Origin of the sequence: Allorhizobium undicola ORS 992 = ATCC 700741, assembly GCF_000621665.1 — a bacterium.
GTDB lineage: Bacteria > Pseudomonadota > Alphaproteobacteria > Rhizobiales > Rhizobiaceae > Allorhizobium > Allorhizobium undicola.
Window position 1 is genome coordinate 1 of record NZ_JHXQ01000001.1, and the last position, 23,588, is coordinate 23,588.

Below are 23,588 nucleotides of genomic sequence, written 5' to 3' on the forward strand. Positions count from 1 at the left end.
ACGCCTGCGGATCGAGATGCCTGAACACATTGGAAAACACATCATGGCTTGGGACGCCATAAGGCAGGGGTATGATCTCTTTTAAGAGCTTGCGCTTGGAAACGCCGAAATCAGCCATGTCCTGACACGTCTCTGCACCACACAGCACCGCCGCAAGCGCAATGAACAAAATACTGTTCAACGGATGGCGCACATTGGCAGCACGAGGATCAGGAACAGATCCAAACAAAGAGGCAAATCCTTTCATCAAACCCTCCAAATCAGTCGGAGGAAGATGAAGCGATTTGCCTCAATCATTCAATAGCTTGAAACCCATATGCGATTCCCCTGCCTTTGAGGGGGAGATGTCCGGCAGGACAGAGGGGGGTAAGCCACACGCAAAGCCTTAGCGTCGTGTACTGTGGAGGCTAACAAGCCGCAACGTGCTTCAGTGCATTTTCAATGACCATCCGGGTAAGGCGTCATGGTCAAGACCGCCCGGTGCCAGCCCGGCCTGTTTGCTGTTTGCCGGCGCTGCCGGTGTTTTCGTGCGCGACTTGTGGGCATGGTAGATCAAACCGTTGCTTTTTCCAATTATTTTCTGCGCAATCAAACAAATTTTCCTGTTAATCGTTGTTTATGTTCCTAAGTGCTTTGTGGTTGCATTGCGCAGCAACATTTAAAGCTGCTAATGGCAGATTTTCTAATTTTAGGTGTGGCGCTTTTATTTTCCCCTGAACATTAAGGGTGTTATATAGTGTTTTCTATGCACGTATTTTTAAGAATATGTGCAGATAATCGTCCCAATCGAGGATTGGGGGTATTCGCACATGCGAACCGTAACGACTATTGCGCTCACACTGGCACTGATGGCAGGCACTGCCGAGGCCAAGACCATTGGTGTTGCCATGGCCAACGCCAAGGACAACTTTCTCAGCAGCCTGCTGAAGGGCATTGAACAGGCGGCGTCCAAGGCGTCCGATGTCAAGCTACGGGTCGAGGATGCCGGTGGCGACCCTTCCAAGCAGCTTGAACTGATCAAGAAAATGGCTGCCGACAAGGTCGATGCGCTGGTGGTGGTGCTTTCGGACGGCGACCAGGGCGCGCCCGTCTCGAAGATCGGTGCGGATGCCGGCATTCCTGTGGTTTTCGTCAATAACGTGCCGGTCAATTCCGCCGAGCTGCCGCCGAAGCAGACGGTGGTGGCCTCCGACGAGGTGGAAAGCGGCACCATGGAAACCAAGGAGATTTGCCGCCTTCTGAACGGCAAGGGCAAGGCGGTCGTGCTGATCGGTGAATATTTCCACCCCGCCGCCCGCACCCGCACCAAGGACATCGATGACGTTCTGGCCACGGATGCCTGCAAGGGCATCACCACGATCGAGCGTCAATCGGCCAACTGGTCGCGCGATCAGGCCGATAGCCTGATGCAGGAATGGCTGGATGGCGGCGTGAAATTCGAGGCCGTGATTGCCAATAACGATGAAATGGCGCTGGGCGCCATTCGCGCCATGAAGCGCAACGGCATTGGCATGGACAAGGTGGTGGTGGGCGGCATCGACGCCACGGGTGATGCGCTGGCGTCGATGGTGGCGGGCGATCTTGACGTGACGGTGCTGCAAAACGCGCCCCAGCAGGGTGCCAAAGGTGTGGAGGCGGCCGTGAAGCTGATGAACGGCGAAAGCGTTCCGACCTTCATCAAGATCCCGTTCGAGCTGGTCACTCCGGCCAATGTTCAATCCTATCTGGCCAAGAGCCAGTGATCTGCGACTGAGAAAGTGGGAGCATAAGCATGTCATTCTGGAAAAAACTGGGCATCCGCACGCAGATCACCCTTGGTTTTCTTCCGCTCATCGTGCTGATGAGCGTGTTGACCCTGGTGGCCAATAACGGTCTTGAAAGCCTCTCCAGCATGTTCTCGACCTTCCGGTATACGGCGGGCCAGAGCCTTGCGATCTTCAATTACAATGTGCAGCTGCAAAATATCCGCATGGCGGCCGAAGCCTATCGCACCAACCCCTCCGACAAGGTGGTGGGGGATTTGCAGGCCGCGGTGAAAGCCTTTGCCGTGGACGATCCGCGCATGGCTTCCGAAACCGAACTGCAACAGGGCCTCAATGCCGTGCGTCAGGATGTGGCCACCTATGACAAGGCCTTTGCCCAGCTCGTTGCCTTGCAAAAGCGCCGCGAGGCCCTGCTTTCCAAGGTCACGGAATTCGGCCCCTGGACCATCACGGCGCTCAACGATATTCAGCGTTCGGCATGGCGCAAGGGCGATGTCGCCGCCTTGCACATGACGGGTGAGGTCATCGATTCCATGAGCCGCAGCCTTTATTACTCGGAACGTTTCGTGCATTCGGGCAATCTGGCCGCCTATGAAACGGCACAGGCCTCGCTGAACGACGCCCTGAAGCGCGCCGATGCCATTGTGCAGTCCGCTTCCGACAAGTCGCAGGCTGGCCGCGCCGATGCCGCCCAGCGCCTGATGCGCAACTATACCAACCGCCTGAACGATGTGCGCGATGTCTGGCTGAAGAGCAACGAGATCCGCACCACCCAGCTCGACGTGCTGGCGCCGAAGATCGCCTCTGCCTTCGATGCTCTCCAGGCCAAGGTAACGGGCAACCAGAACACGCTCAGCGAAAGCGCCAAGGCAACCGCAAGCGCTGCTTCCTCCACCACGCTCACCATTTCCGCCGTGCTGATCGTCATCGGCCTGATCCTTGCCTATGTCATCGGCCGCCTCATCTCCAGCGCCGTCAGCCGTATGGCCGGCACCATGGAGCAGCTGGCGCATGGCAATGACAATGTGAAGATCGAAGGCACCGAGCACCGGCACGAACTGGGCGCCATGGCGCGCTCGCTGCTGGTCTTCCAGGAAACCGGCCGGGGCAAGCTGGCCGCCGAACTGGCAGCCGAGAAGGCCCGCCTTGCCGCCGAAGACGAGCGCCTGCGCCAGGAACGCGAAAAGGCCGAGGAGGCCCAGCGCATGGCCCATGCCTTCGAGCAAATCTCCATCGGCCTCGATGCGCTGTCGCAGGGTGATCTCACCGTTCGCATCGGCGCGGTGGATAGCCGCTATGCCGAAATTCGCGACCACTTCAACAATTCGGTCAGCGCACTGGAAGAAGCCATGCGCTCTGTCGTCACCGCCGTCAGCACGATCCGTTCGGGCCTTGGCGAAATCTCCTCTGCCTCCAACGACCTTGCCCGCCGCACCGAGCAGCAGGCGGCGTCTCTGGAAGAAACCGTTGCAGCACTTGGCGATGTGTCGCGCGGGGTCAACGGCACGGCGGAAGGGGCAGGGCGTGCGCAGCACGCAGTGGCGGCGGCCCGCGACAATGCCGCCAAGGGTGGCGAGATCGTCTCGCGCGCCATCGAAGCCATGACGGCCATCCAGGGTTCGTCGGAAAAGATCGGCAACATCATCGGCGTGATCGACGAGATCGCCTTCCAGACCAACCTTCTGGCGCTGAATGCCGGTGTCGAAGCCGCACGCGCCGGTGAAGCCGGCAAGGGCTTTGCGGTGGTTGCGCAGGAAGTGCGCGAGCTTGCCCAGCGTTCGGCCCAGGCGGCCAAGGAAATCAAGGATCTGATTTCCACCTCCAGCAGCCAGGTGCAGACGGGTGTGAACCTTGTGAGCGCGTCGGGCACCTCGCTGAAGGAAATCGTCGATCAGGTCGTGGAAATGAGTTCGACGATCACGGAAATCGCCAATTCGGCCCGCGAACAGGCCTCCAGCCTGCGGGAAGTGACGGGCGCTGCCGACCAGATGGACAAGGTGACGCAGCAAAACGCCGCGATGGTGGAAGAAACCACCGCCGCCGCCCAAAGCCTGACGCATGAAACCGAACAGCTGGCCGAGATGATCCGCCGCTTCCGCACCAATGCCGCGGCAGGCCATTACGGCAACCGTTACGCCGCCTGAGCATTTCCAGCAAAGGTGTATTCGGTTCTGCGTCCGCAAATGCGTCGAAAAAGACAGCTGGAGCCTTTCGCCCTTTCCGTGAAAGGCTCCACGGCATGTCGCGCAGGAGTGGTCGTGAAACAATGAACCACCCTGATGGATCAGGTGTAAAACGACCGCATAAAGATAGACCGGCAGGTTTCCGCAGAACCTGCCGGTTTTTCATTCCCCGGCTGAGCAACGTCCTGGAAGAACGGCCCCTTGTCCCAATTTGGGGTGCGTTGCAATAAAATTGAGAAAACGCAAATCCGGCAAGTCAGACAACAATTGTCAAAACCCATGAATATTAGCGGGTTATTCAATTATGAGGCGAAATTGAAAGGGAACAACATTTAGACTTTAGTCAGAAACCCATGTCACTCTGGCGCAAAGTCAGGACATTGGGGATCACGACATGAAACTAGGGGTTGGTACCGTATCTGGAAAGCTGGTCTTGGCGGCGGGCGCTGCCATGACCGTTCTTATCGCCAGCTATTCCGCCTATACCGGCTGGCAATCCAGCAACCGGGTGCGTGACGAGGTCATGCAACTTGCCACGGAAAAGGCGGCGTCGGTCTCGGGCAAGGTCGCCGTCGAGGTGAGCACCGCCGTATCGGCAGGCTCCGGTCTGGCGGGGGCGCTTTCCACCTATATCGAGGGCGGCAGCCGGACGCGCGCCGACATCGTGAATTTCATCAAGGGCGTGCCGACCCAATATCCCACCATCTTTGGCGCCTGGATGTGCGAGGTCCCCGGTATTCCCGACGAGCTCAAGCTTAACGGCACGGAAGGGCTTAACAAGGAAGGCGTGTTCACGCCCTACTGGACGAAAGCCGATAGCGGCGCGCTGGATTTTTCCACCTGGATCATCAATCCCAAGGAGCAGTGGTACGCAGCCCCCTTGCAAAGCGGCAAGGGCCTGATCACCGAACCCTATGTCGCGACCACGGGCCGTCTGATCACCTCGGTGTCGCTGCCGGTGAAAATCAAGGGGCAGACCGTGGGTCTGGCGGGCGTCGATATCAAGCTTGACGATCTTTCCGCCACGCTGAACGCCATGCGCCCGTTCGACACCGGACGGGTGATGCTGGTGGCCGATAATGGCAAATGGCTCGTCCACAGCTCCAAGGATCAACTCCTCAAGGAATATTCCGAGGCGGGCAGCGCCGAGGTGAAGGCGGCGATCGCCGATGGCAAGCTGCGGGTCATCGAAGGTCTTCCCGACGGCGCAACGCGCATTGTCTATCCCTTCACCGTCAACGGCATGAACCGCACCTGGGCCGCCATTCTCGACGTTCCGGCGGAAACCTTCACGGCCCCCGTCGTATCGGAGGTCGTGTCGGCCAGCATCAGCGGCCTGATCGAAGTGGCCGCCGCGCTGCTGCTCATCTACCTTCTTTCCTCTGCCATCGTGCGCAAGCCACTGACCGATATGGTCGAATCCGTGCGCACCATGGCTGGCGGCCAGTATGGGCGCCCGGTTTCCGGCCTGGACAAGACCGATGAGTTCGGCACCCTTGCCGCCGCACTTGAGAAGTTCCGCCATCAACTGGCAAGTGCCGAGGCCTCCCGCGATGAACAGGAGCGGCTGCGCGCCACCGTGGAGAGCGAGCGCGAGCGCCAGAATGCGCTTGAAAATGCCAAGGCGGAAGATCTTCGCGTTTTCGTGACCCATGTCCAGAAGGGCTTCAATGCGCTGGCCGAAGGCGACCTTACCTTCCGGATGCAGGAAAAGGTTGCGCCGGAATTCGAACTGATCCGCGAAACCTTCAATACCTCGGTCGCCTCGCTCGAAGAAGCCATGCGCTCTGTCGTCACCGCCGTCAGCACGATCCGCTCGGGCCTTGGCGAAATCTCGTCTGCCTCCAACGACCTTGCCCGCCGCACCGAGCAGCAGGCGGCGTCTCTGGAAGAAACCGTTGCAGCGCTTGGCGATGTGTCGCGCGGCGTCAACGGCACGGCGGAAGGGGCAGGGCGTGCGCAGCACGCAGTGGCGGCGGCCCGCGACAATGCCGCCAAGGGTGGCGAGATCGTCTCGCGCGCCATCGAAGCCATGACGGCCATCCAGGGTTCGTCGGAAAAGATCGGCAACATCATCGGCGTGATCGACGAGATCGCCTTCCAGACCAACCTTCTGGCGCTGAATGCCGGTGTCGAAGCCGCACGCGCCGGTGAAGCCGGCAAGGGCTTTGCGGTGGTTGCGCAGGAAGTGCGCGAGCTTGCCCAGCGTTCGGCCCAGGCGGCCAAGGAAATCAAGGATCTGATTTCCACCTCCAGCAGCCAGGTGCAGACGGGTGTGAACCTTGTGAGCGCGTCGGGCACCTCGCTGAAGGAAATCGTCGATCAAGTCGTGGAAATGAGTTCGACGATCACGGAAATCGCCAATTCGGCCCGCGAACAGGCCTCCAGCCTGCGGGAAGTGACGGGCGCTGCCGACCAGATGGACAAGGTGACGCAGCAAAACGCCGCGATGGTGGAAGAAACCACCGCCGCCGCCCAAAGCCTGACGCATGAAACCGAACAGCTGGCCGAGATGATCCGCCGCTTCCGCACCAATGCCGCGGCAGGCCATTACGGCAACCGTTACGCCGCCTGAGCGGGCGTGATTTTCACATCCACCCTGAAATGAACGGGAGGAAGACAAGCTTGTCTTCCTCCTGCCATGTTCCACGGATCAAACCGCATGGAACAGGCAGCGTTTACGCCCTTGCCGCCTGCGGCAGGGGCGTTTTGCTGTCGCGAATTGCCATGCCGGGGCGCAAGCATTGGCCATGGCGAAGGGCAGCGGCCGGAAGCCGCCTTGCCAGCAGAGGGAAACATCATGGCAGATGCCGCATGTGTGGTGGGTTCGGCAACCGGCTTTGTCGATCTGGGTTACGGGCAAACGGTCTTTCTCGGCATCGTGCAGGGCATTACCGAACTGGTGCCGGTGTCTTCCAGCGCGCATATGCGCATCGTGCCGGCACTTCTGGGCTGGCCGGATCCGGGTGCGGCCTTTTCGGCAGCCATGCAGATGGCTGCGCTGGTTGGGGTTGTCACCTATTTCTGGAAGGATATTCGCGGGCTTGCCAGCGGCTCGCTGGCGGCGCTGAAAAACCGGGATTTCGAAAGCTTTCCCTTCCAGTTGACGCTGTGGATCGGCATCAGCACCCTTCCTCTCGTCGTCGCCGGGCTTGCGCTTGCACATAGCCTCAACAGTTGCGGCTCGCCCCTGCGCAGCATCTGGGCTGTGGGGCTTGCCTGTCTGGTTATGGGGCTTTTGCTGGCGGCCACGGAAATTCTGGCGCGTCACCGCCGCGCCTTGCCAAGCGTGCGCCCCCTCGACCTGCTGTTGATCGGGCTTGCGCAGGCCGGTGCGCTCATTCCCGGCGTTTCGCGCTCCGGCGCAACGCTGACGGCGGCCCTTTCTCTCGGTTTCAAGCGGGAGGAGGCAGCGCGCATCTCGTTTCTGCTCGGGCTCCCGGCCATTGCGCTGGCCGGGATCAAGGAGCTTTGGGAGCTGCACAAGCTGTCGCTCGATGGCCACGGCTGGTCGCTGCTGGCGGTCGGCCTTCTGGCGGGCGGCATTTCCTCCCTCATCGCCATCTGGGGCCTGATGCGCTTTCTGGAACGCTTTTCCACCTGGCCCTTCGTTATCTATCGCATCCTGCTGGGGCTGGCGCTGATCGGCGCGGCGGCAACCGGCTTGATTGCGTGACGCTGCGGAGCTGGAGCCTTGTGCCGGAAAAGGCGTTACAACGCGCCATCGACGATCACCTGCGGGCGGCCCTGGCTGCAAGGCTCGATGCGGGCGGCGACGCGATAGGTCTCGCTGAGCAGGGCAGGGGTGATCACCTCCCGCGTCGGGCCGCTGGCCACCAGACGGCCATTGGCCACCACCATGGTCTGGGCGCAATAGCGCAGGGCGTGGTTCAGGTCGTGCAGGGCAATCACCACCGCCATTCCCTGTTCCGCGGCGGTGCGGTGCATGAAATCCAGCACTTCGATCTGGCGGAAAAGATCCAGCGCCGAGGTGGGCTCGTCCATCAAAAGCACATCCGGCTTGCGCACCAGCGCCTGGGCAATGGCCACCAGCTGGCGCTGGCCGCCTGAAAGCGCGCCGAGATCGCGAAAGGCAAGATCGCCGATGCGCAGGGCCTCAAGCAGATGGTCGATCTCCTTCAGTTCGTCATCGGCCACGCGCCAGCCGCCACCCTGCTTGGCGGCCAGAAGCACGCTTTCATAGACGGTCAGCACGGCATTGGCGCCGGTGTCCTGCGGCATGTAGCATACGGGGCGGCGGCCTTCGCGCACCTCTTCCACAACCACCGTGCCGGGGCCGGACAAAAGCCCGGCAATGCGTTTGAAAAGCGTGGATTTTCCCGCCGCGTTCGGGCCGATCAGCGCTGTCAGCTCGCCGCCTTTCAGCCAGCCGGTGGAAATATCGTCGAAGACCGGCAGGCGGCCGTAACGCGCCCCAACCTTGTCGAGCTTCAGGCTTACCATGCGCGCCTCCGATTGGTGAAGATCAGCGAGAAGAAGAAGGGAACGCCAACCAGCGCCGTAATGACCCCGATGGGCAGGACGGCGCCGGGAATGAGCATTTTCGACACGACGGAGGTGGAGGATAGCAAAAGCGCCCCGCAAATTACCGATCCCGGCAGGAAAAACCGCTGGTCCTCGCCCACCACCATGCGGGCGATATGCGGGCCGACAAGACCGACAAAGCCGATGGTGCCGACAAAGGAAACCGGAATGGCCGCCAGCAGGCTGACCAGCATCATGGTTTCCAGCCGCAGGCCGCGCACATTCACGCCCATGCTGGCGGCCTTGTCATCGCCAAGGCGCAGCGCCGTCAGCGCCCAGGCGCGGCGGGCAAACAGCGGCACGCAAACCACGAGCACGCCGAGCGTTACCCCCACCTTGGGCCATGTGGCCTTGGTCAGGCTGCCCATGGTCCAGAACACCACCGCCGCCAGCGCCTGTTCGGAGGCCAGATATTCCAGCAGCGACAGCAGCGCATTGAAGGTGAAGACCAGCGCAATGCCTAATAGAACAATGGTTTCCACCGTCACGCCGCGCAAGGTAGAAACGCCATAGATGAACATCGAGGCCAGCATGGCCATGAGGAAGGCATTGATCGGCACCATATATTCGATGGCCGTGGGGAAAACGGCCACACCGGCCACCAGCGCCAGCGCCGCACCGAAACCGGCGGCGGCGGAAATGCCGAGCGTGAAGGGGCTGGCGAGGGGATTTGCCAGAATGGTCTGCATTTGCGCGCCCGCCAGCGAAAGACAGGCGCCGACGGTCACGGCCATCAGCGCCACCGGCATCCTTATATCCCAGATGACGACGCGCAACTGGTTGCCCACGGCATCGGGCGTGAAGATTGCGGCGATCACCTGTTCCAGCGAATAGCGCGCAGGCCCAAGCCCCATATCCAGCGCCACGCTGACCATAAGCGCAACGAAAAGCCCGCCCAGAACGAGCAGGCGGCGCGTGGTCAGCGCGCGGTATTGCGCGCGCCCTTCGGCGCGCGCCTGTCCATGTTGCTCTGCGCCCGGCAGGCTATCGGTTGTGGCGACCATCAATTGGGTTCCTTGTCGAGTGAAACGAAATAGCCGGGCTTGTAGCTGACGGGCAGGAAGCGGCTGTGGAAATCCCGGAAGGTCTGTTCGGGATCGAGATCGGCAAACAGCTCCGGATGGAACCACTTGGCAAATTGCTGGATGGGAATGAACTCGTAAGGTGCGCCGTAGAACTGGTGCCAGACGGCGTGAACCTGCCCGGTCTTGACCGCCTTGAGTTCGGGGAAGGGCGTGCGCGTCATCAGCTCGGCAAGCCGCTGGCGGGCCAGAACCTGATCGGCGCCGCGGCCAACCGGCACGAATTTGTGAATATCGGACTCAGCCGCCCAGTTGGAGCCGGTCACGATGACCTGATCAGGATCCGACACCACCAGCTGCTCGGGATTGAGATCGCCGAAGGTGGTCTTGATAATGCCCTCGGCAATGCTCTGGCCACCGGCAAGCGTTACCATACTGCCGAAATTATAGGGGCCAAAGGTGCGGCAGCACTGGTTTTCCCCGGAAATGCCCGGCGCACGCTCGATGAAGACCTTCGGGCGCTTCAGATCCTTCACGGTGGCGAGGCGGTCGGTCACACGGGCAATTTCGGCACGGCGATAGTCGATCAGCTCCTGCGCCTTGTCCTTTGCGCCGAAAATCTCGCCGAGAAGCCGGATGGATTTTTCGGTGTTGCGGTCCGGATCGAGCCGGAAATCGAGATAGACGATCTGGATATTGGCCGCCGCCGCCTTGGCCTCGAAGCCGCTTTCCTTGGCCACCTTGGCCGATTCCAGATTGAGCGTCAGCACGTCCGGCTGGAGGGTGATGGCGGTTTCAAGGTCGAAATCGCCCTGCGGCACATAGCCGAAGCGCGGCAGCTTGGCGATGTCGGGAAAGCGCTCGACATAGGCTGCATAGCTGTCGGGATCCTTGGTGAGGAAGTCGTCGCGCCAGCCCACCACCGTATCGAAGGTATGTTCGCCCTTGAGTGCTGCGATCACATGGATCTGGCGGGCTTCACCCACGATGACCCGCCTGGCGGGCAGATCGAGATGGACCGTGCGCCCCGCCACATCGACAAGATCGGCACTTGCTGCCGGTGTTGCAAAAAACAGAAAAAGAGCGCTCACCGCGCCCGCCATCCCACGAAAATTCATTGATAAAATCCCTCTTTGCCGCAGAGCTTGAGAATGAAAGCATAATTCGACCGGAAAGCGCTCCGGAAAGGGCCGGAACGCTTGTGCGTCCGGCCCCGGCTTTTTTACTTCTCTGCCTTCAGCGAAACGAAGTAGCCGCTGTGGTAATCCACCGGCAGGAAGCGGGTGTGCAGTTCCTTGAAGGTGGATTCCGGATCGAGGTCCGTGAACAGTTCGGGATGCAGCCATTTGGCAATCTGCTGGATGGCGACGAACTGGTAGGGATTGTTGTAGAACTGGTGCCAGATGGCGTGGACATTGCCATCTTTTACCGCCTTGATGCCGGTGAAGGCGGGGCGTTCGGTCAGCGCGGCCAGTTTTTTGGCTGCAACGGCCTTGTCTGCGCCGGGGCCAACGCCCACCCACTTGCCGCCGGGCACGTAAAGCTCCCAGTTGGCGCCGGTGACGATGACCTGATCGGGGTTGGAGGCAATGATCTGCTCCGGATTGACGGTGCCGAAGGTGCCGGGAATAATGCCCTTGGCCATGTTGATGCCGCCCGCGACCTCGACCATCTTGCCGAAATTCTCGTCGCCGAAGGACATGCAGCAATCGTCGCTATAGCCCCCGGCGCGTTCGATGAACACCACCGGCTTCTTGAGATCCTTAGCAGCGGCCAGACGGTCCGTGACCAGCTTGATCTGCTCGTCATGGAATTTCACGAATTCCTCGGCCTTTTCTTCCTTGCCGAACAGCTTGCCGATCAGGCGCATGGACGGATCGGTATTGGCCAGCGATTTCTCGCGGAAATCCACATAGACCAGCGGAATGCCAACCTTGGAAAGCTTCTCGATATAGCCGCTTTCTTCCGTGGCGGACTTGGCGTCGATGTTCATGATGATGACATCGGGCTTCAGCGTCACCGCCTGTTCGATGTCGAAAGTCCCGTCCTTCATACCGCCGAAGGTCGGAATTCTGGCCATTTCCGGATATTTTTTCAGGTAGATGTTATAGCCGTCGAGATCGGCCTTCTGGAAATCGTCGCGCCAGCCGACGACGCGCTTGAAGGGCGCATCCGTATCGAGGGCGGCGGTGAAGTAGATCTGGCGGCCTTCGCCCAGAATCACCCGTTCCACCGGCACGCTGACCTCGACCTCGCGGCCGGTGATGTCCTTGACCTTTACCTTCTCGCCTGCCAGCGCCACGCCGGAAAAAAGAACGAGCGACGCCATGGCGGCGGTGGCCACCCCACGAATGTTCAGCAAACTTGCCTCCAAATGTTAAGTTTTGTTGAGGCTTATGATTTTATGACTTGGATCGTCAAGATTTTTCTTTTAGAAGGATTCCAGTATTTCGCCGGAGGCTTCTTAGAAATGTCGAATATTGCAACGGGTTGCAACTATGATCTGCGAGAAGAGATCAAGGCATACTGGTCGTTGCGGGCCGAAACCTTCGACAGTCAGCCCGGCCATGAAATATTCTCCGAAGAGGAGCGTGCCGCCTGGCAGGCATTACTTCGCCGTCATCTTGGCGAGGGGCGTGGACGCCGTGCGCTCGATCTTGCCTGTGGTACGGCCGTGGTTTCGCATCTTCTCGATGATCTGGGCTTTGCCGTGACCGGCATGGACTGGGCCGAGCCCATGCTGGAGCGCGCCCGCGCCAAGGCGGACGCGCGCGGAAGGACGATCCGCTTTTTCATGGGCGATGCGGAAAACACGCTGGAAGCCGATGCCAGTTATGACGTGATTACCAATCGCCACCTCGTGTGGACCCTGGTCGATCCGCTGGCCGCCTTCCGCGAATGGCACCGGGTTCTCAAGCCCGGCGGCAAGGTGCTGATCGTCGATGGCGATTTTGTCAATCCGGGGCTGGTGGCCCGGCTCTCCAGGCGTGTTTCGGCGCTGTTGCAGAAGCTTGGCATGTCCGACACGCGCCCGCAAAACGGCCCCTCGGCCTCGCTGGCGCAAACGCATGAAAGCATTCTCTCCCGCGTGCATTTCTGCGATGGCGCAAGGGCAGAGGCCGTCGCTGCCCTGCTGATCGAGGCTGGCTTCAAGGCTGTGCGCATCGATACCGACCTTGCCGCCATCCACCGGAGCCAGCGCCGCAATTTCAGCTTTCTGAAAGGGCTTGAACGCGCCACGCAGCACCGCTACGCCATTTCTGCCGAGCGTTAAAGCATTTTCAGGAAAAGTGGAAACCGGTTTTCCGTCCGAAAATGCGTAAAAACAAAAGCTTCTAGAATGCGCATGGAAAGCCCGCACAGTACACGACGCTGAGGTATGTCGGGTTGGCCTACCCCCCTCTGCCTTGCCAGGCATCTCCCCCTCAAGGGGGGAGATTGCCATGTCGACAAAGCGCCATCCTTCAACGAGTATTTGCGATGACGGCCTTTTTCAGGAATGTAGGCAGGGCCTTGATCTTGCCGATCTCCCCCCTTGAGGGGGAGATGTCCGGCAGGACAGAGGGGGGGTAAGCCACACGCAAAACCGTAGCGTCGTATACTGTGGAAAGCCCGGAGCAACCGGGCATTTCCGGGGACTTGCCATCACGGGCTGACCTGTCCCAGGTAACGTTCGAGGCGGTCTGCCTTCATCACCAGTTTCGGCCGCAATTTTTCGGCCTTCTGGCGCACCTCGTCAAGATTGACCGGGGCGCCTGCCTGAATGACGCCGACCATGCCCATCATCAGATGCGGCGGGCAGTAGTAGAGGTAGACACCCGGCTTTTCCAGCGTGATCGTGGTTTTCTGGTCCATCGGCGTGTTCCATGCGGCCACCTCGGCGGGCAGCGCATAGGAGCGCACATTATGGCTGCTATTGGCGGGAATGAAGGTGACGGTATCGCCGACTTCGGCCTTCACGAAGGGCGGTTCGAAGACCATGCCGCCATCCTTGCCAAAATTCATCATGCGGATTTCGTGATCGGCCCCTATGGCAAGTGCGGGCAAGGCAATGAGGGCAAGGGCGGCAAGGGTGGATTTCAGCGCTTTCATTCTGTCTCTTTCCTCCAGGGCGTTTCCTGCAAAACGGTATTCGGTCTGGCGTCCTGTGGAGCGGGGTTTTCCGGGCGGGCGGCGCGTTTTGGCCGCACCACGGGCGCGCCCGCGCTGTCGTAAAGAATTTCCACCTCGACGCCATAGGTGCGGCTGATCAGTTGCGCATCCAGAACCTCGGCCGGGCTGCCTGCGGCCTTCAGCGCACCGTCGCCGATCAGGATCAATTGGTCGGCATATTGCGCGGCAAGGCTCAGATCGTGCAGAACCAGAATGCTGATACGGTTGCGGGCGCGGGTTTCCCGATGCACCATATCCAGCAGGGTCTGCTGGTGATGCATGTCCAGTGCGCTCACCGGCTCGTCCAGAAGCAGGATGTCGGGATCGCGCAACAGCACCTGGGCAAACAGCGTGAGCTGGCGCTGGCCGCCGCTGAGCGACAGAATGTCGTGGCTGGCCAGATGGCCGACGCCCACTGCCTGCATGGTTTGCGCCGCCAGGCGCAGCGTTTCGTCATCGATATGGAAAGACAACTCGTCCATGCGCCCCAGCAGCACCACTTCCAGCGCCGTCAGCGAGGCATCGAGCGCGGTATCCTGCGGCATATAGCCGATCTGGCTGCGCCATTGCCTGAGATGGGCTGGCGAAAGGCTTTGCCCCCCACGCGAGATGGTGCCGGACTGCACACGGAATTCGCCGAAAACCGCCCGGAGCAGCGAGGATTTTCCCGCCCCGTTCGGGCCGAGAATGACATGCACCTTGCCGGGTTCCAGCGAAAGCGACAGGTCGCGGACAACGCAATGGCTGCCGCGAAAGAGCGTGATCTTGTCGAGCGTAAGGGCGTTCATCGGCGTCGTGACAGCATGATCCAGAAGAAAAACGGCACGCCCACCATGGCGGTGACGATGCCGACGGGAAAGAGCGCGCCGGGAATGACGACCTTGGACATCACCGAGGCCATGGACAGGAAGGCCGCCCCCGCCACCATGGACATGGGCAGGAAGAAGCGCTGGTCCTCGCCCACCAGCAGGCGCGCCACATGCGGCGCGACAAGCCCGACAAAGCCGATGATGCCGACAAAGCTGATGGCGGTGGAGGTCATGAGCCCGGTCAGGATCAGCGTGGTGAGCCGAAGCCGCGTGAGGTTGACCCCAAGGCTCTGGGCGCGGGCCTCGCCAAGCCGCAGCGCGGTGAGCTTCCAGGCATCGCGAAACAACAGCACGATGCAGAAAACCGTGACGCCGAGCGTCACCCAAAGGCTGGTCCACGTGGTTTTGGTGAGGCTGCCGAACAGCCAGAACAGGATTTGCTGGCCCACTTCCGGCGAGGCGATGAATTGCAGCAGCGACAGCAGCGACTGGAAAAGAAACAGCAGCGCAATGCCTGCCAGCACCAGCATGGTGGAGGTGATATTGGCATAGGCGGCCAGAATGAACAGAAAGGCCGAGGCCAGCATGGAGAAGAAAAACGCCCCCAGCGGTACGGCTATGGCCGGATGCAGGCCAAAACCGCCGGTGAAAATGCTGAAGGCCGCGCCAAGGCCCGCGGCAGCGGCAAGGCCCAGCGTGTAGGGGCTGGCCATGGGATTGTTCAGCAGGGTCTGGATTTCGGCGCCGCCAGCCCCCAGCGCCGCCCCCACCACCAGCGCCATCAGCGCCATGGGCAGGCGCAGATCGTTGACGATGGCAAGCGTCATCGGATCGGCGCCGTCAAGCCGCAACAGGGCAGACAGCACCCGATCCGGCGAAAGCATGGAGGGGCCGGTGCCGATGTCGAAGATCAGCGTGACACAACAGAAGAGCGCGGTGGCAAACAGCAGACGCCAGCGCCGCCTTTCACGGCGGCGCTGGCTTGCAATTGCGGACGCGACGATGGAGGCGCCGGTCATCGGTTCAGCCGTCGGTCTTGTCCGACAGGGAAACGGTGAAGGTGCCTTCCGGCGTCACCGGCAGATACTTCTTGTAGAAGTCCTTATAGGCCTGTTCCGGGTTCAGGTCGGCAAACAGTTCCGGGTAAAGCACCTTGGCGAAGAATTGCATCATCGGATAGTCGGCCAGCGACCGCGAAGCGCCCTGATAGACGCCGTAGACGCGGCCATTCTGAACGGCGGGAAGCTGGCTCCAGCCCGCGCGGGTGGTGAAGCCCTTCAGTCGCTCCACGGCTTCCTTGCGGGCGATGCCTTCGCCCATCAACATGCTGGTGGGGTTCTTGCGGGATTCGGTGCCGGCGATGACCACGACATCGGGCCTGGAGGCCAGCACCTGTTCCGGGTTGATCGGTCCCCACCATTCCACGAAGGGCGCGGCGATGTTGTCGCCACCCGATGCGGTGGCCATGGCGCCCCACATGTTCTTGCCATAGGTGAAGCTGTATTCGGCCGGTCCCTTGTTGCCGAATTCGACATAGATCTTCGGCTGCGGCTTTTTTGCATCCGCGATGCGCTTTGCGATCTGGTCGGCTGCGGCCTTGTATTCGGCCGAAATCGTGGCCGCGCGGCCTTCCTGCCCGGTGATCAGGCCGAGAACGCGGGCGCTATCGAGGTGGCGCTCCAGCGTCTGGGCGTTGAAATCCACCACGGCAATGGCAATTCCGGCCTCTTCGATGCGCTCTGCATCAAGACCAAGGCCCTTGTATTGCCAGTCGGCCAGCACCACCATGTCGGGCTTGAGTTCCAGCACTTTTTCCACGGAGAAGGTCTGGGCTTCAACCTCGCCCACATCCGGCAGGCTGTTCAGCGACGGGCGATGGGCGACATATTTCGTCCAGCTGGTCGGACGCCAGCCCTCCCAGGCCTCGCGCGAAAGACCAACCACCTTGTCGAAGGATGCCTCGCCGCCAACGGCCATGTAGTCTTCGAAATAAAAGCCCAGCAGCACGCGCTTGGACGGCAGGTCGGCCTTGACCTCGCGACCGATAACATCCTTGAAGGTCTTTTGCTCGGCCATGGCGGACGAGGAAAAGGCCAGTGCGAAAACGGCCGCACCAGCGGCGATACGAAGGGTTTTTGAAAGGTGATAAAGCTGCATTCGAAAGTCCCCGACAATTGAATGCACACGCCATAGGTTTACATGAGTTGTTATGTCAAGTTCACGATTTTGGAAATTTTTCCATCAATTTTAATATCTTATCTTCGTTTTTTCGCAAAAATGAAAAGCCGGACAGAGCGTCTCTGGCCGGCTTTTCGCGTTCGTGTTGTTTTCCTGCAAATGCGCCGGATTTGCGCGGGGTCTTTGCGGCGATATGCCGTTTTGCGCGGTCTTGCGATTTTGCTGATGGGCCATGATGGTTATGAGGAACAGCGGTCTCGGCAGGTTCACGCCTTGCGGCGCAATGGATTTTTTTTGGGATTTGCATCCTGCCCGCTGTCAATTCGGTGCTTGACATTGCAGGTCATGGGGCTCATACCTCCAGCATGATCGACACGCGCACCATGATTTCCTGCTCGTATTTTTGGGCCTTCCTTTAACAGGCGGCCCGACAGATCACCATGTCAACAGGCCGCCGTCAGGCGGCCTTGTTGTTGAAAAAACCGAGTTCTCCCTGACAGCGGCAAAACAATAACCGGATGGCGAACAGCCCCGAATGAAAGCCCAAGGGACCTCGACAATGACCGAAGACAGCGATTTGACCCTTCCGCGCCCGATGGTGGTTTCCATCCGCCATGCGCGCCGTGAAGATCTGGCGGAATTGAACGACATGATCGGCCTTCTGGCCGCCCATCACGGCGACGCCGCAACGATGACGGTGGAAAAGCTGCGCCGCGATCTCTTCGGTCCAACGCCGTGGATCAGCGCGCTGGTGGCCGATGGCGGCGAGGGGCTTTTGGGCTATGCCATTCTCATGCCGCTCTACCGGGCCGATGAGGGGCGTCGCGGCATGGAATTGCATCAGCTTTTCGTGCGCGACGGCCAACGGGGCAATGGCATTGGCCAGCACCTGATTTCACGGGCCCGCGACGTGGCCCGTCAGGCCGGTTGTGATTACCTGTCCGTCAGCGCCGCCACGGGCAATTTCGCCGCACACCGCTTCTACGAGCAGCTGGAATTCATTCCCCGCCCGGTCACGGGAATGCGCTTCTTGCAGGCTCTTGCCTGAAATTATCCCCACAATCAGGGGCTTGTATCTGAAATGGCTGGCGCAAGCCACCGTTCATAGCCTGTTGAAAGCCCCTGTTTTCGACAAAATGATATTGCCCGGTTTGGCAATCCCGAAATTCCACGGTCAGGAGGACCGTCATGACGATGACAGAACAAAGGCGCATGGAAAGCACCATTCGCGCCCTGCTTGAAAACCACCCCGACCCGGCCTTGCATGGCTGGCTGCGGGAAACCATCCGCAGCTTCGAAAACCGCCTGAGCGGCATTATCGACCCGCGCGAACGCCAGCAGGCCCGCGATGCGGCGCTGGTGCTGATCAAGACCACCTTGCAAGAGTGGTCGCGCAATCCGCCGGTGCAGCATTAAAGCGTGTCGCGATCTTTCAGATTCGCTCCTGCCGCTTTAAGTCATTGTTTTGTGGCATGTCGTTATCGCAAAACCGCTGCACAGTTTTGCGCGACATGCTTTAATGTCCGGGGATGGCCTTGAGATAGGCGGCAATGGCGGCGCGGTCGCTGGCGGGCAGTTCGGCCATATTTTTCTGCACTTCGACCATGGAACCGCCAACGCTGTCGAATTCGGGCGTGAAGCCGGTTTCCAGATAGGAGGCGATCTCTTCCGCCGACCATTTGCCGATCTCCGGCGAGGCGGGGGTGATGTTGGGGATCTTGCCATCGCCTTCGGGCGCGGGGCCGCCTGCCAGCCATGCGGAGGACTTGAAGCCGCCCAGCAGGTTGCGGGGCGTGTGGCATTCGCCGCAATGGCCGGGGCCTTCCACCAGATATTGCCCCTGGAGCAGCTCGGGGCTGGCGGCGGCAAGCTGCACGCGGGGTTTTTCGGAGAAAAACAGGATTTTCCAGCCGGTCAAAAGCAGGCGCTGGTTGAAAGGAAAGCCGAGCTCATGCGGGAGCGTATCCTGCGCGCTTTCCGGCAGCGTCTTGATGAAGGCGAACAGATCAGCCACGTCTTGCGGCTTCATCCGTGCATAGGAGGTGTAGGGCAGGGAGGGGTATAGGTTTTCGCCCTGACGGCCAATGCCGCGGGTCAGCGCATCGCCGAACTCCGCCAGCGACCAGCCGCCAATTCCTTGCGGGCCGGGTGAGATATTGGGCGCGTGGAAGGTGCCGAAGCCGGTTTTCAGCGTCACGCCGCCGCCCAACAGCAGGCGGTCGTTGCCCGTTGCACCGGGAGCGGCATGGCAGCTTGAACAGCCGCCCGCAAAGAAAATCCGCTTGCCATTGGCAAGATCGGCCGGGCCGGTATTGTCCCAGACCGAAGCGGGCTGGCGTTGCGGCGCAAGCCAGAAGGCGCCAGCCGTTGCCGCCAGTCCCGCCGCGATAATGGCCAATGCTGCAAATCCTGCCGTCTTGCCCATGAAGCTTTCCTGGCATTTTTTCCGGACAATACTTTAACCGCTCACGCCCCTTGCGCAGCGGTCACGAATGTTTCGGGGCAAGACCCTCAATCTGCTGCATAATTTTTACCTTGGATCGATTCCGATTTAAGGAATTATGTAGTAGTGCCTGTCCCGAAACCATCACTCATGGCGTCTGACCGCTTCGGACTGGCCGAAGCGGTCATGCCTCTGGCACCTCTCCGCTCAGCGCTTCAGGCGATAGATCTGGTGGCATTCGCCACAGGTGCCGCCAATGGCCTTTACCGCCGCGCCAACGCCAGCCTGATCGGCGGGCAGGGTGGCAAGCTGCGTGGCGGCTGCGGTTTCCAGCTTCTTGGCATGGGCCTTGAAGTCATCCATGTTTTCCCAGATCTTCGGGCTGGCTTCGGTGTTGAAGCCGGTTTCCGAACCTTTGGGGAATTGTTCCGGGAAAGCCTTGGCAACATCCTGCAAGGTGGTGAGCGAGGTTTTCACCGTTGCCGCGTCATAGGGCTTTTCGCCCTTGGCGATGGCCGCCATTGCGCCCAGCGCGCCGCCTGCCTTCTTCATCAGCCCGGCCCGCACCACCTGCGGCTCGTCGGCAGCGCCAGCCATGCCAGCCATGCCGACGCCAAGACAGAGGCCCACAAGCGCGATGGCGCCCAGTTTCATCTTCATATCCGCTCTCCCTTTTCCTCGCCGGACCTTTCCGGCGAAATCCTGTCGTGGCAACACCGCAAGCCACAGGGTTTGTCCCGCCACCGGCCCGCTTACCTTTGCCGCATGATAGCAGCCTGATTGAAAAGCTCAGTGCCGCTTTGCGCATTTCCTCCCTTATGCCGGTCACATTATGGTGATGTAAAGGCGGCAAGTGCCTGATAAAGAAGAGTTATTCAGTCATGAAATTGGCAGGCGCGCCATTTTGCGGCAACTGGAGACTGGGCTGGCGGCCAAACCCTTCAATGGTGAGGGCCTGCGCCGTTACCGTGGCAATGGCAAAGGCTGTTTCGGCTTCGCCATCGACCATGCCGCAAAAGGTGATGAACGGCATGGTGCCGAGTTGTCCATATCCGCCGCGATGGTCATGGCCGGAAAAATGCGCGAGCGCCGCGGGATGGGCCGCCAGCATGGAGGCCACCTCTTTTCCGTTCCACAGGCAATGATCGGTGAAGGGGTGCAACGGATAGTGACCGAGAACCAGCGCCTTTTCACCGGCTCGTCCGGCCTCGTCCAGCTGGCGCTTCAGCCATTCAATCTGGCTTTCGCTCATGGCGGCGTTCCAGTCATGGGCGTTGAGGGCGCGCTCGGCCCGAAGCCGGACCAGCTGGCGGCGAGCCTCTTCCTGCTGCGCAGAGCCCGGTTGCGTGGCGAAGGTGGAAACCTCGCAGCCATCCGTCACCAGCAGTCGAATACCCTGAAGGCTGCGGCTATAATAGCGGGCGGGCATGGCAAAGCGGGCATAAACCCCCTGCCGCAACTGCGGAGCAATGGCAAAATCGTGGTTTCCCGGCAAAAGCAGGCATTCATGGCGGCAAGTGGCCAGCACGTCCAGCGCCGGCTGAAAATGCTGCTCGCCCCGGTCGATCAGGTCGCCCAGCAGGATGACGAGATCGAGGTTGCGGCTGTTGAACAGCTCAATCGCCTGACGCATCTTGTCCAGGCTCTTGTGGTAATAGCGGTTCATGCCAGCATCCGGCGGCAGGTCGGCATATTGCGGATCGGCAATGATACCGAGCCTGAGCCCCGGTGATTTTCCCGGAGAGGCTTGATGAGGCAGCGGATTTTCCATAGCTCTCCCTGAGTTCGGTGGGGCAGGGCATGTCGTTACGCGGATTTACCGCATAACAGCTTAGGCCGGAATCGATTTTATGTAAAGAATATACAGCAGAGTCAATGCGTTACAGAGCCATTGGTGCGGTGGCTGAAATGCACGGCGCTGTCATGACGTAAGGATGAAGGAAGACCATGACACGGGTAAGGATTTCTCCGGCCTGCCGCCGGGATGGGCCGGAACTGGTGGCGGCCAATATCGCAAGCCGCGACTGGCACGCGCCCTATGCCGAGCCCTTCACCACGCTGGATGGTTTTCATCTGTGGCTGGACCAGATCTTCACCGGCCCGCAGGCCGCCCTTGTGGCGCGCGAGGTGGAAAGCGATGGCGTGGTGGGGGTTTTCACCTTCTCGCAGATTTCCATGGGTCTGAATTTCCGCAGCGCCTATCTCGGCTATTACGGCATGGCCGCCTTTCAGGGGCGGGGATTGATGAGCGAGGCGCTGGAGCTTGTCACCCGCTACGGCTTCGAGGACATCCGCCTGCTGCGCATCGAGGCCAATATCCAGCCGGACAATCACCGCTCGCTTGCCATGGTGCGGCGGGCGGGTTTTGAAAAGGAAGGCTATTCAAGGCTTTACCTGCGCATCAATGGCGCATGGCAGGACCACGAGCGCTGGACGAAGCTTGCGCGGTAAGCGAATATGCCGCTTTGTCGCGGAATAAGAAAATGCGGCGAAAGCGCCGCATTTTCAAGCCTTTGCAAGGTGAAGCCGATCAGGCGGCCTTCAGGCCGTCAATAGTGGCCTTGGCGCCGTTGACGGCGGAAGCCTTGGCTTCATCGCCCATGCTGACACCTTCGGCGATGACGAATTCCAGATCCGTGATGCCGAGGAAGGTGAAAACGCCCTTCAGGTAGGTTTCGGCATGTTCCATGGCCGCTGCCGGACCTTGGGAGTAGACGCCGCCACGGGCCAGCGCCACGATGACACGCTTGCCGCCGCACAGGCCTTCCGGGCCGTTGGCGCCGTATTTGAAGGTCTTGCCAGCCACGCAGATGCGGTCGATCCAGGCCTTGAGCTGGCTCGGAATGCCGAAATTGTAGAAGCCCGCGCCGATGACAACGACGTCGGAGGCCAGGAACTCTTCGATGAGTTCGCCGCTCAGCGCCAGATCGGCCTTGGTGGCTTCATCGTTGGAGGCATCGTAATTGCCCATGGCGGCGGCCAGCGTCAGGCCGGACAGGTGCGGAATGGTGTTGGCGGCCAGATCGCGATAGCTCACGTCAGCGCCCGAAAGCTTCTTGACGATGGAGGCGCTGAGATCGCGGCTGACGGAATAGGGGCCGAGAACGCTGGAATCGAGATGCAGAAGTTTCATGGTGCTTGACCTTCCTTGAATGGTATAAAATAGATACCGGGACACTTATGAGAACCGTTTGAACCGCGCAAGGAGGCACATGAATGGAACCCGGTTACAGCAATGTGACTGAACCCGTTGAAAAAGCCGAGGTTTCCGGCCATTTTCACGGCCGTTGCCACACCGTCAACAGCGTGTTGACGCGCATTGGCGACAAGTGGAGCGTTTTGACCGTCATGCTTCTTGCGGAAGGCCCGTGCCGGTTCAACGAGCTGAAGCGGCGCATCGGCGATGTCTCGCAGCGTATGTTGACCCTGACGCTGCGCGGGCTTGAGCGTGACGGGCTGGTGAAACGCACCGTCTATCCGACCATTCCGCCGCGGGTGGATTACGAATTGACCGATCTTGGCCACTCGCTGCGCCAGCCGGTGGAGGCGCTGGGCAACTGGGCCTTCGAGCATCACGACCGCATTGCCAAGGCGCGCGCCGCCTATGATCGCTCTGCCGGGGAGATATGAAAAATCCGGCGCGAAGCCGGATTTTCCAGTCTTTGTTTTGCGCATTTCCGAACGGAAAAGCGTGGCTACACTTTTCCTGAAAATGCACCGGCTTACTTTGCGGCGGCTTCGTACATTTCCAGCACGTAATCCCAGTTGATCAGGCTGTCCACGAAGGCTTCCAGATATTTCGGGCGGGCGTTGCGGTAGTCGATATAGTAGGAATGTTCCCAGACATCGACGCCGAGGATCGGGCTTGCGCCGTGAACCAGCGGGTTTTCGCCGTTCGGGGTCTTGGAGATTTCCAGCTTGCCGTTCTTGACGGAAAGCCAGGCCCATCCGGAGCCGAACTGCGTGGTGCCAGCGGCGACGAAATCGGCCTTGAACTTGTCATAGCCGCCCAGATCGCTGTCGATGGCCGCCTGCAACTTGCCGGGCAGCTTGTTGCCGCCGCCGTCCTTCTTCATCCACTTCCAGAAGTGGATGTGGTTGTAATGCTGGCCGGCATTGTTGAACAGACCGGCATTCTTGCCATAGGACTGCTTGACGATCTCTTCCAGCGACAGGCCTTCCAGGCCGCTATCCTTCAGCAGGTTGTTGCCGTTGGTAACATAGGCCATGTGATGCTTGTCGTGGTGAAACTCCAGCGTTTCAGCCGACATGAAGGGCGCCAGCGAATCATAGGCATAGGGGAGTTCGGGAAGTTCGAAAGCCATATCAGGTATCTCCTCTTGGCGTGAAACATCTCCGGGGAAGGGTAAGCCGCTTTCCCTGCGGAAATGCGTTGAAACTGAAGGTCCGGGTCGGCGGGGTCCGGGTTGGCTGGAACATAGGAGGCCCGCGCCATGGAGGCAACGCCTTGGACGGGTAATTTTGTTCCCTGT

General features: G+C 60.3%; 24 protein-coding genes. 9 read left to right on the forward strand and 15 right to left on the reverse strand.

The features are described from left to right. On the reverse strand, positions 1 to 247 hold a 247-nt coding region (locus T424_RS0100005), incomplete at its 3' end, for a transposase family protein (protein WP_027485895.1). Positions 248 to 809: 562 nt separating this feature from the next. Here T424_RS0100005 and T424_RS0100010 point away from each other — a divergent pair. From T424_RS0100010 to T424_RS0100025, 4 genes are all read left to right on the forward strand, one after another. After that, the gene (locus tag T424_RS0100010) at positions 810 to 1,742 is read left to right on the forward strand and encodes a substrate-binding domain-containing protein (protein WP_037066181.1); all 933 of its coding nucleotides are present in this window, start codon (positions 810 to 812) and stop codon (positions 1,740 to 1,742) included. Positions 1,743 to 1,771: 29 nt separating this feature from the next. Next, a complete protein-coding gene (locus T424_RS0100015) occupies positions 1,772 to 3,907 on the forward strand; it encodes a methyl-accepting chemotaxis protein (RefSeq protein ID WP_037066183.1) in 2,136 nt (711 codons plus the stop codon). A gap of 433 nt (positions 3,908 to 4,340) precedes the next feature. After that, on the forward strand, positions 4,341 to 6,521 hold the full coding sequence (locus tag T424_RS19800; RefSeq protein ID WP_037066185.1) for a methyl-accepting chemotaxis protein: 2,181 nt from the start codon (positions 4,341 to 4,343) through the stop codon (positions 6,519 to 6,521). A gap of 225 nt (positions 6,522 to 6,746) precedes the next feature. Beyond that, on the forward strand, positions 6,747 to 7,622 hold the full coding sequence (locus tag T424_RS0100025) for an undecaprenyl-diphosphate phosphatase (protein WP_027485898.1): 876 nt from the start codon (positions 6,747 to 6,749) through the stop codon (positions 7,620 to 7,622). A gap of 35 nt (positions 7,623 to 7,657) precedes the next feature. Here the strand turns inward: T424_RS0100025 and T424_RS0100030 are convergent, their stop codons facing one another. The 4 genes from T424_RS0100030 to T424_RS0100045 all read right to left on the reverse strand — a co-directional run bounded on the left by T424_RS0100030 (position 7,658) and on the right by T424_RS0100045 (position 11,842). Then, positions 7,658 to 8,410, reverse strand: a complete 753-nt coding sequence (locus tag T424_RS0100030) for an ABC transporter ATP-binding protein (RefSeq protein ID WP_027485899.1) — start codon at positions 8,408 to 8,410, stop codon at positions 7,658 to 7,660. Next, positions 8,404 to 9,495 (reverse strand): FecCD family ABC transporter permease, encoded by a 1,092-nt coding sequence (locus tag T424_RS0100035; protein ID WP_051558692.1) that lies wholly within the window; start codon positions 9,493 to 9,495, stop codon positions 8,404 to 8,406. The genes T424_RS0100030 and T424_RS0100035 overlap by 7 nt, the downstream gene beginning before the upstream one ends. Beyond that, positions 9,495 to 10,616, reverse strand: coding sequence for an ABC transporter substrate-binding protein (locus T424_RS0100040; protein WP_245269379.1), 1,122 nt, complete (start codon positions 10,614 to 10,616; stop codon positions 9,495 to 9,497). The genes T424_RS0100035 and T424_RS0100040 overlap by 1 nt, the downstream gene beginning before the upstream one ends. Positions 10,617 to 10,735: 119 nt before the next feature. Beyond that, the gene (locus tag T424_RS0100045; protein ID WP_154664767.1) at positions 10,736 to 11,842 is read right to left on the reverse strand and encodes an ABC transporter substrate-binding protein; all 1,107 of its coding nucleotides are present in this window, start codon (positions 11,840 to 11,842) and stop codon (positions 10,736 to 10,738) included. Positions 11,843 to 11,983: 141 nt separating this feature from the next. Here T424_RS0100045 and T424_RS0100050 point away from each other — a divergent pair, with 141 nt between their 5' ends. Beyond that, entirely contained in the window at positions 11,984 to 12,787 is an 804-nt protein-coding gene (locus T424_RS0100050) for a class I SAM-dependent methyltransferase (RefSeq protein ID WP_027485903.1), read from the forward strand. 371 nt (positions 12,788 to 13,158) lie between these two features. Here T424_RS0100050 and T424_RS0100055 read toward each other — a convergent pair whose 3' ends face one another. The 5 genes from T424_RS0100055 to T424_RS0100075 all read right to left on the reverse strand — a co-directional run bounded on the left by T424_RS0100055 (position 13,159) and on the right by T424_RS0100075 (position 16,989). After that, positions 13,159 to 13,605 (reverse strand): pseudoazurin, encoded by a 447-nt coding sequence (locus tag T424_RS0100055; protein ID WP_027485904.1) that lies wholly within the window; start codon positions 13,603 to 13,605, stop codon positions 13,159 to 13,161. Next, the gene (locus tag T424_RS19805) at positions 13,602 to 14,453 is read right to left on the reverse strand and encodes an ABC transporter ATP-binding protein (protein ID WP_084268340.1); all 852 of its coding nucleotides are present in this window, start codon (positions 14,451 to 14,453) and stop codon (positions 13,602 to 13,604) included. The genes T424_RS0100055 and T424_RS19805 overlap by 4 nt, the downstream gene beginning before the upstream one ends. After that, positions 14,450 to 15,493: a FecCD family ABC transporter permease gene (locus tag T424_RS0100065; protein ID WP_027485905.1), complete on the reverse strand. Its 1,044-nt coding sequence runs from the start codon at positions 15,491 to 15,493 to the stop codon at positions 14,450 to 14,452. Before T424_RS0100065 ends, T424_RS19805 begins: the two co-directional genes overlap by 4 nt. 4 nt (positions 15,494 to 15,497) lie before the next feature. After that, positions 15,498 to 16,631 carry an ABC transporter substrate-binding protein gene (locus T424_RS0100070; RefSeq protein WP_051558694.1) on the reverse strand — a complete coding sequence of 378 codons (1,134 nt, stop codon included), beginning with the start codon at positions 16,629 to 16,631 and terminating at the stop codon, positions 15,498 to 15,500. A 61-nt stretch (positions 16,632 to 16,692) separates the two neighbouring features. Then, entirely contained in the window at positions 16,693 to 16,989 is a 297-nt protein-coding gene (locus T424_RS0100075; protein WP_154664748.1) for a hypothetical protein, read from the reverse strand. 222 nt (positions 16,990 to 17,211) lie between these two features. Between T424_RS0100075 and T424_RS0100085 the strand changes: the two genes are divergently transcribed. Together T424_RS0100085 and T424_RS0100090 are read left to right on the forward strand one after the other, a co-directional pair. Continuing rightward, on the forward strand, positions 17,212 to 17,700 hold the full coding sequence (locus T424_RS0100085) for a GNAT family N-acetyltransferase (protein WP_027485908.1): 489 nt from the start codon (positions 17,212 to 17,214) through the stop codon (positions 17,698 to 17,700). Positions 17,701 to 17,840: 140 nt separating this feature from the next. After that, complete coding sequence (locus T424_RS0100090) at positions 17,841 to 18,068, forward strand: hypothetical protein (RefSeq protein ID WP_245269366.1); 228 nt, start codon at positions 17,841 to 17,843, stop codon at positions 18,066 to 18,068. Positions 18,069 to 18,168: 100 nt separating this feature from the next. Here the strand turns inward: T424_RS0100090 and T424_RS0100095 are convergent, their stop codons facing one another. From T424_RS0100095 to T424_RS19810, 3 genes are all read right to left on the reverse strand, one after another. Further along, the gene (locus tag T424_RS0100095; protein ID WP_027485910.1) at positions 18,169 to 19,077 is read right to left on the reverse strand and encodes a cytochrome c; all 909 of its coding nucleotides are present in this window, start codon (positions 19,075 to 19,077) and stop codon (positions 18,169 to 18,171) included. Positions 19,078 to 19,302: 225 nt separating this feature from the next. Beyond that, a complete protein-coding gene (locus T424_RS0100100) occupies positions 19,303 to 19,749 on the reverse strand; it encodes a c-type cytochrome (protein ID WP_027485911.1) in 447 nt (148 codons plus the stop codon). 217 nt (positions 19,750 to 19,966) lie between these two features. Then, on the reverse strand, positions 19,967 to 20,866 hold the full coding sequence (locus tag T424_RS19810; protein ID WP_051558695.1) for a metallophosphoesterase: 900 nt from the start codon (positions 20,864 to 20,866) through the stop codon (positions 19,967 to 19,969). Positions 20,867 to 21,042: 176 nt separating this feature from the next. Between T424_RS19810 and T424_RS0100110 the strand changes: the two genes are divergently transcribed. Next, complete coding sequence (locus T424_RS0100110) at positions 21,043 to 21,546, forward strand: GNAT family N-acetyltransferase (RefSeq protein WP_027485912.1); 504 nt, start codon at positions 21,043 to 21,045, stop codon at positions 21,544 to 21,546. Positions 21,547 to 21,625: 79 nt separating this feature from the next. Here the strand turns inward: T424_RS0100110 and T424_RS0100115 are convergent, their stop codons facing one another. Beyond that, positions 21,626 to 22,228 (reverse strand): FMN-dependent NADH-azoreductase, encoded by a 603-nt coding sequence (locus T424_RS0100115; RefSeq protein ID WP_027485913.1) that lies wholly within the window; start codon positions 22,226 to 22,228, stop codon positions 21,626 to 21,628. 83 nt (positions 22,229 to 22,311) lie between these two features. Here T424_RS0100115 and T424_RS0100120 point away from each other — a divergent pair, with 83 nt between their 5' ends. Then, positions 22,312 to 22,725, forward strand: a complete 414-nt coding sequence (locus T424_RS0100120; protein ID WP_027485914.1) for a winged helix-turn-helix transcriptional regulator — start codon at positions 22,312 to 22,314, stop codon at positions 22,723 to 22,725. A gap of 92 nt (positions 22,726 to 22,817) precedes the next feature. Here the strand turns inward: T424_RS0100120 and T424_RS0100125 are convergent, their stop codons facing one another. Next, the gene (locus T424_RS0100125) at positions 22,818 to 23,420 is read right to left on the reverse strand and encodes a superoxide dismutase (RefSeq protein ID WP_027485915.1); all 603 of its coding nucleotides are present in this window, start codon (positions 23,418 to 23,420) and stop codon (positions 22,818 to 22,820) included. Positions 23,421 to 23,588: the final 168 nt, after the last annotated feature.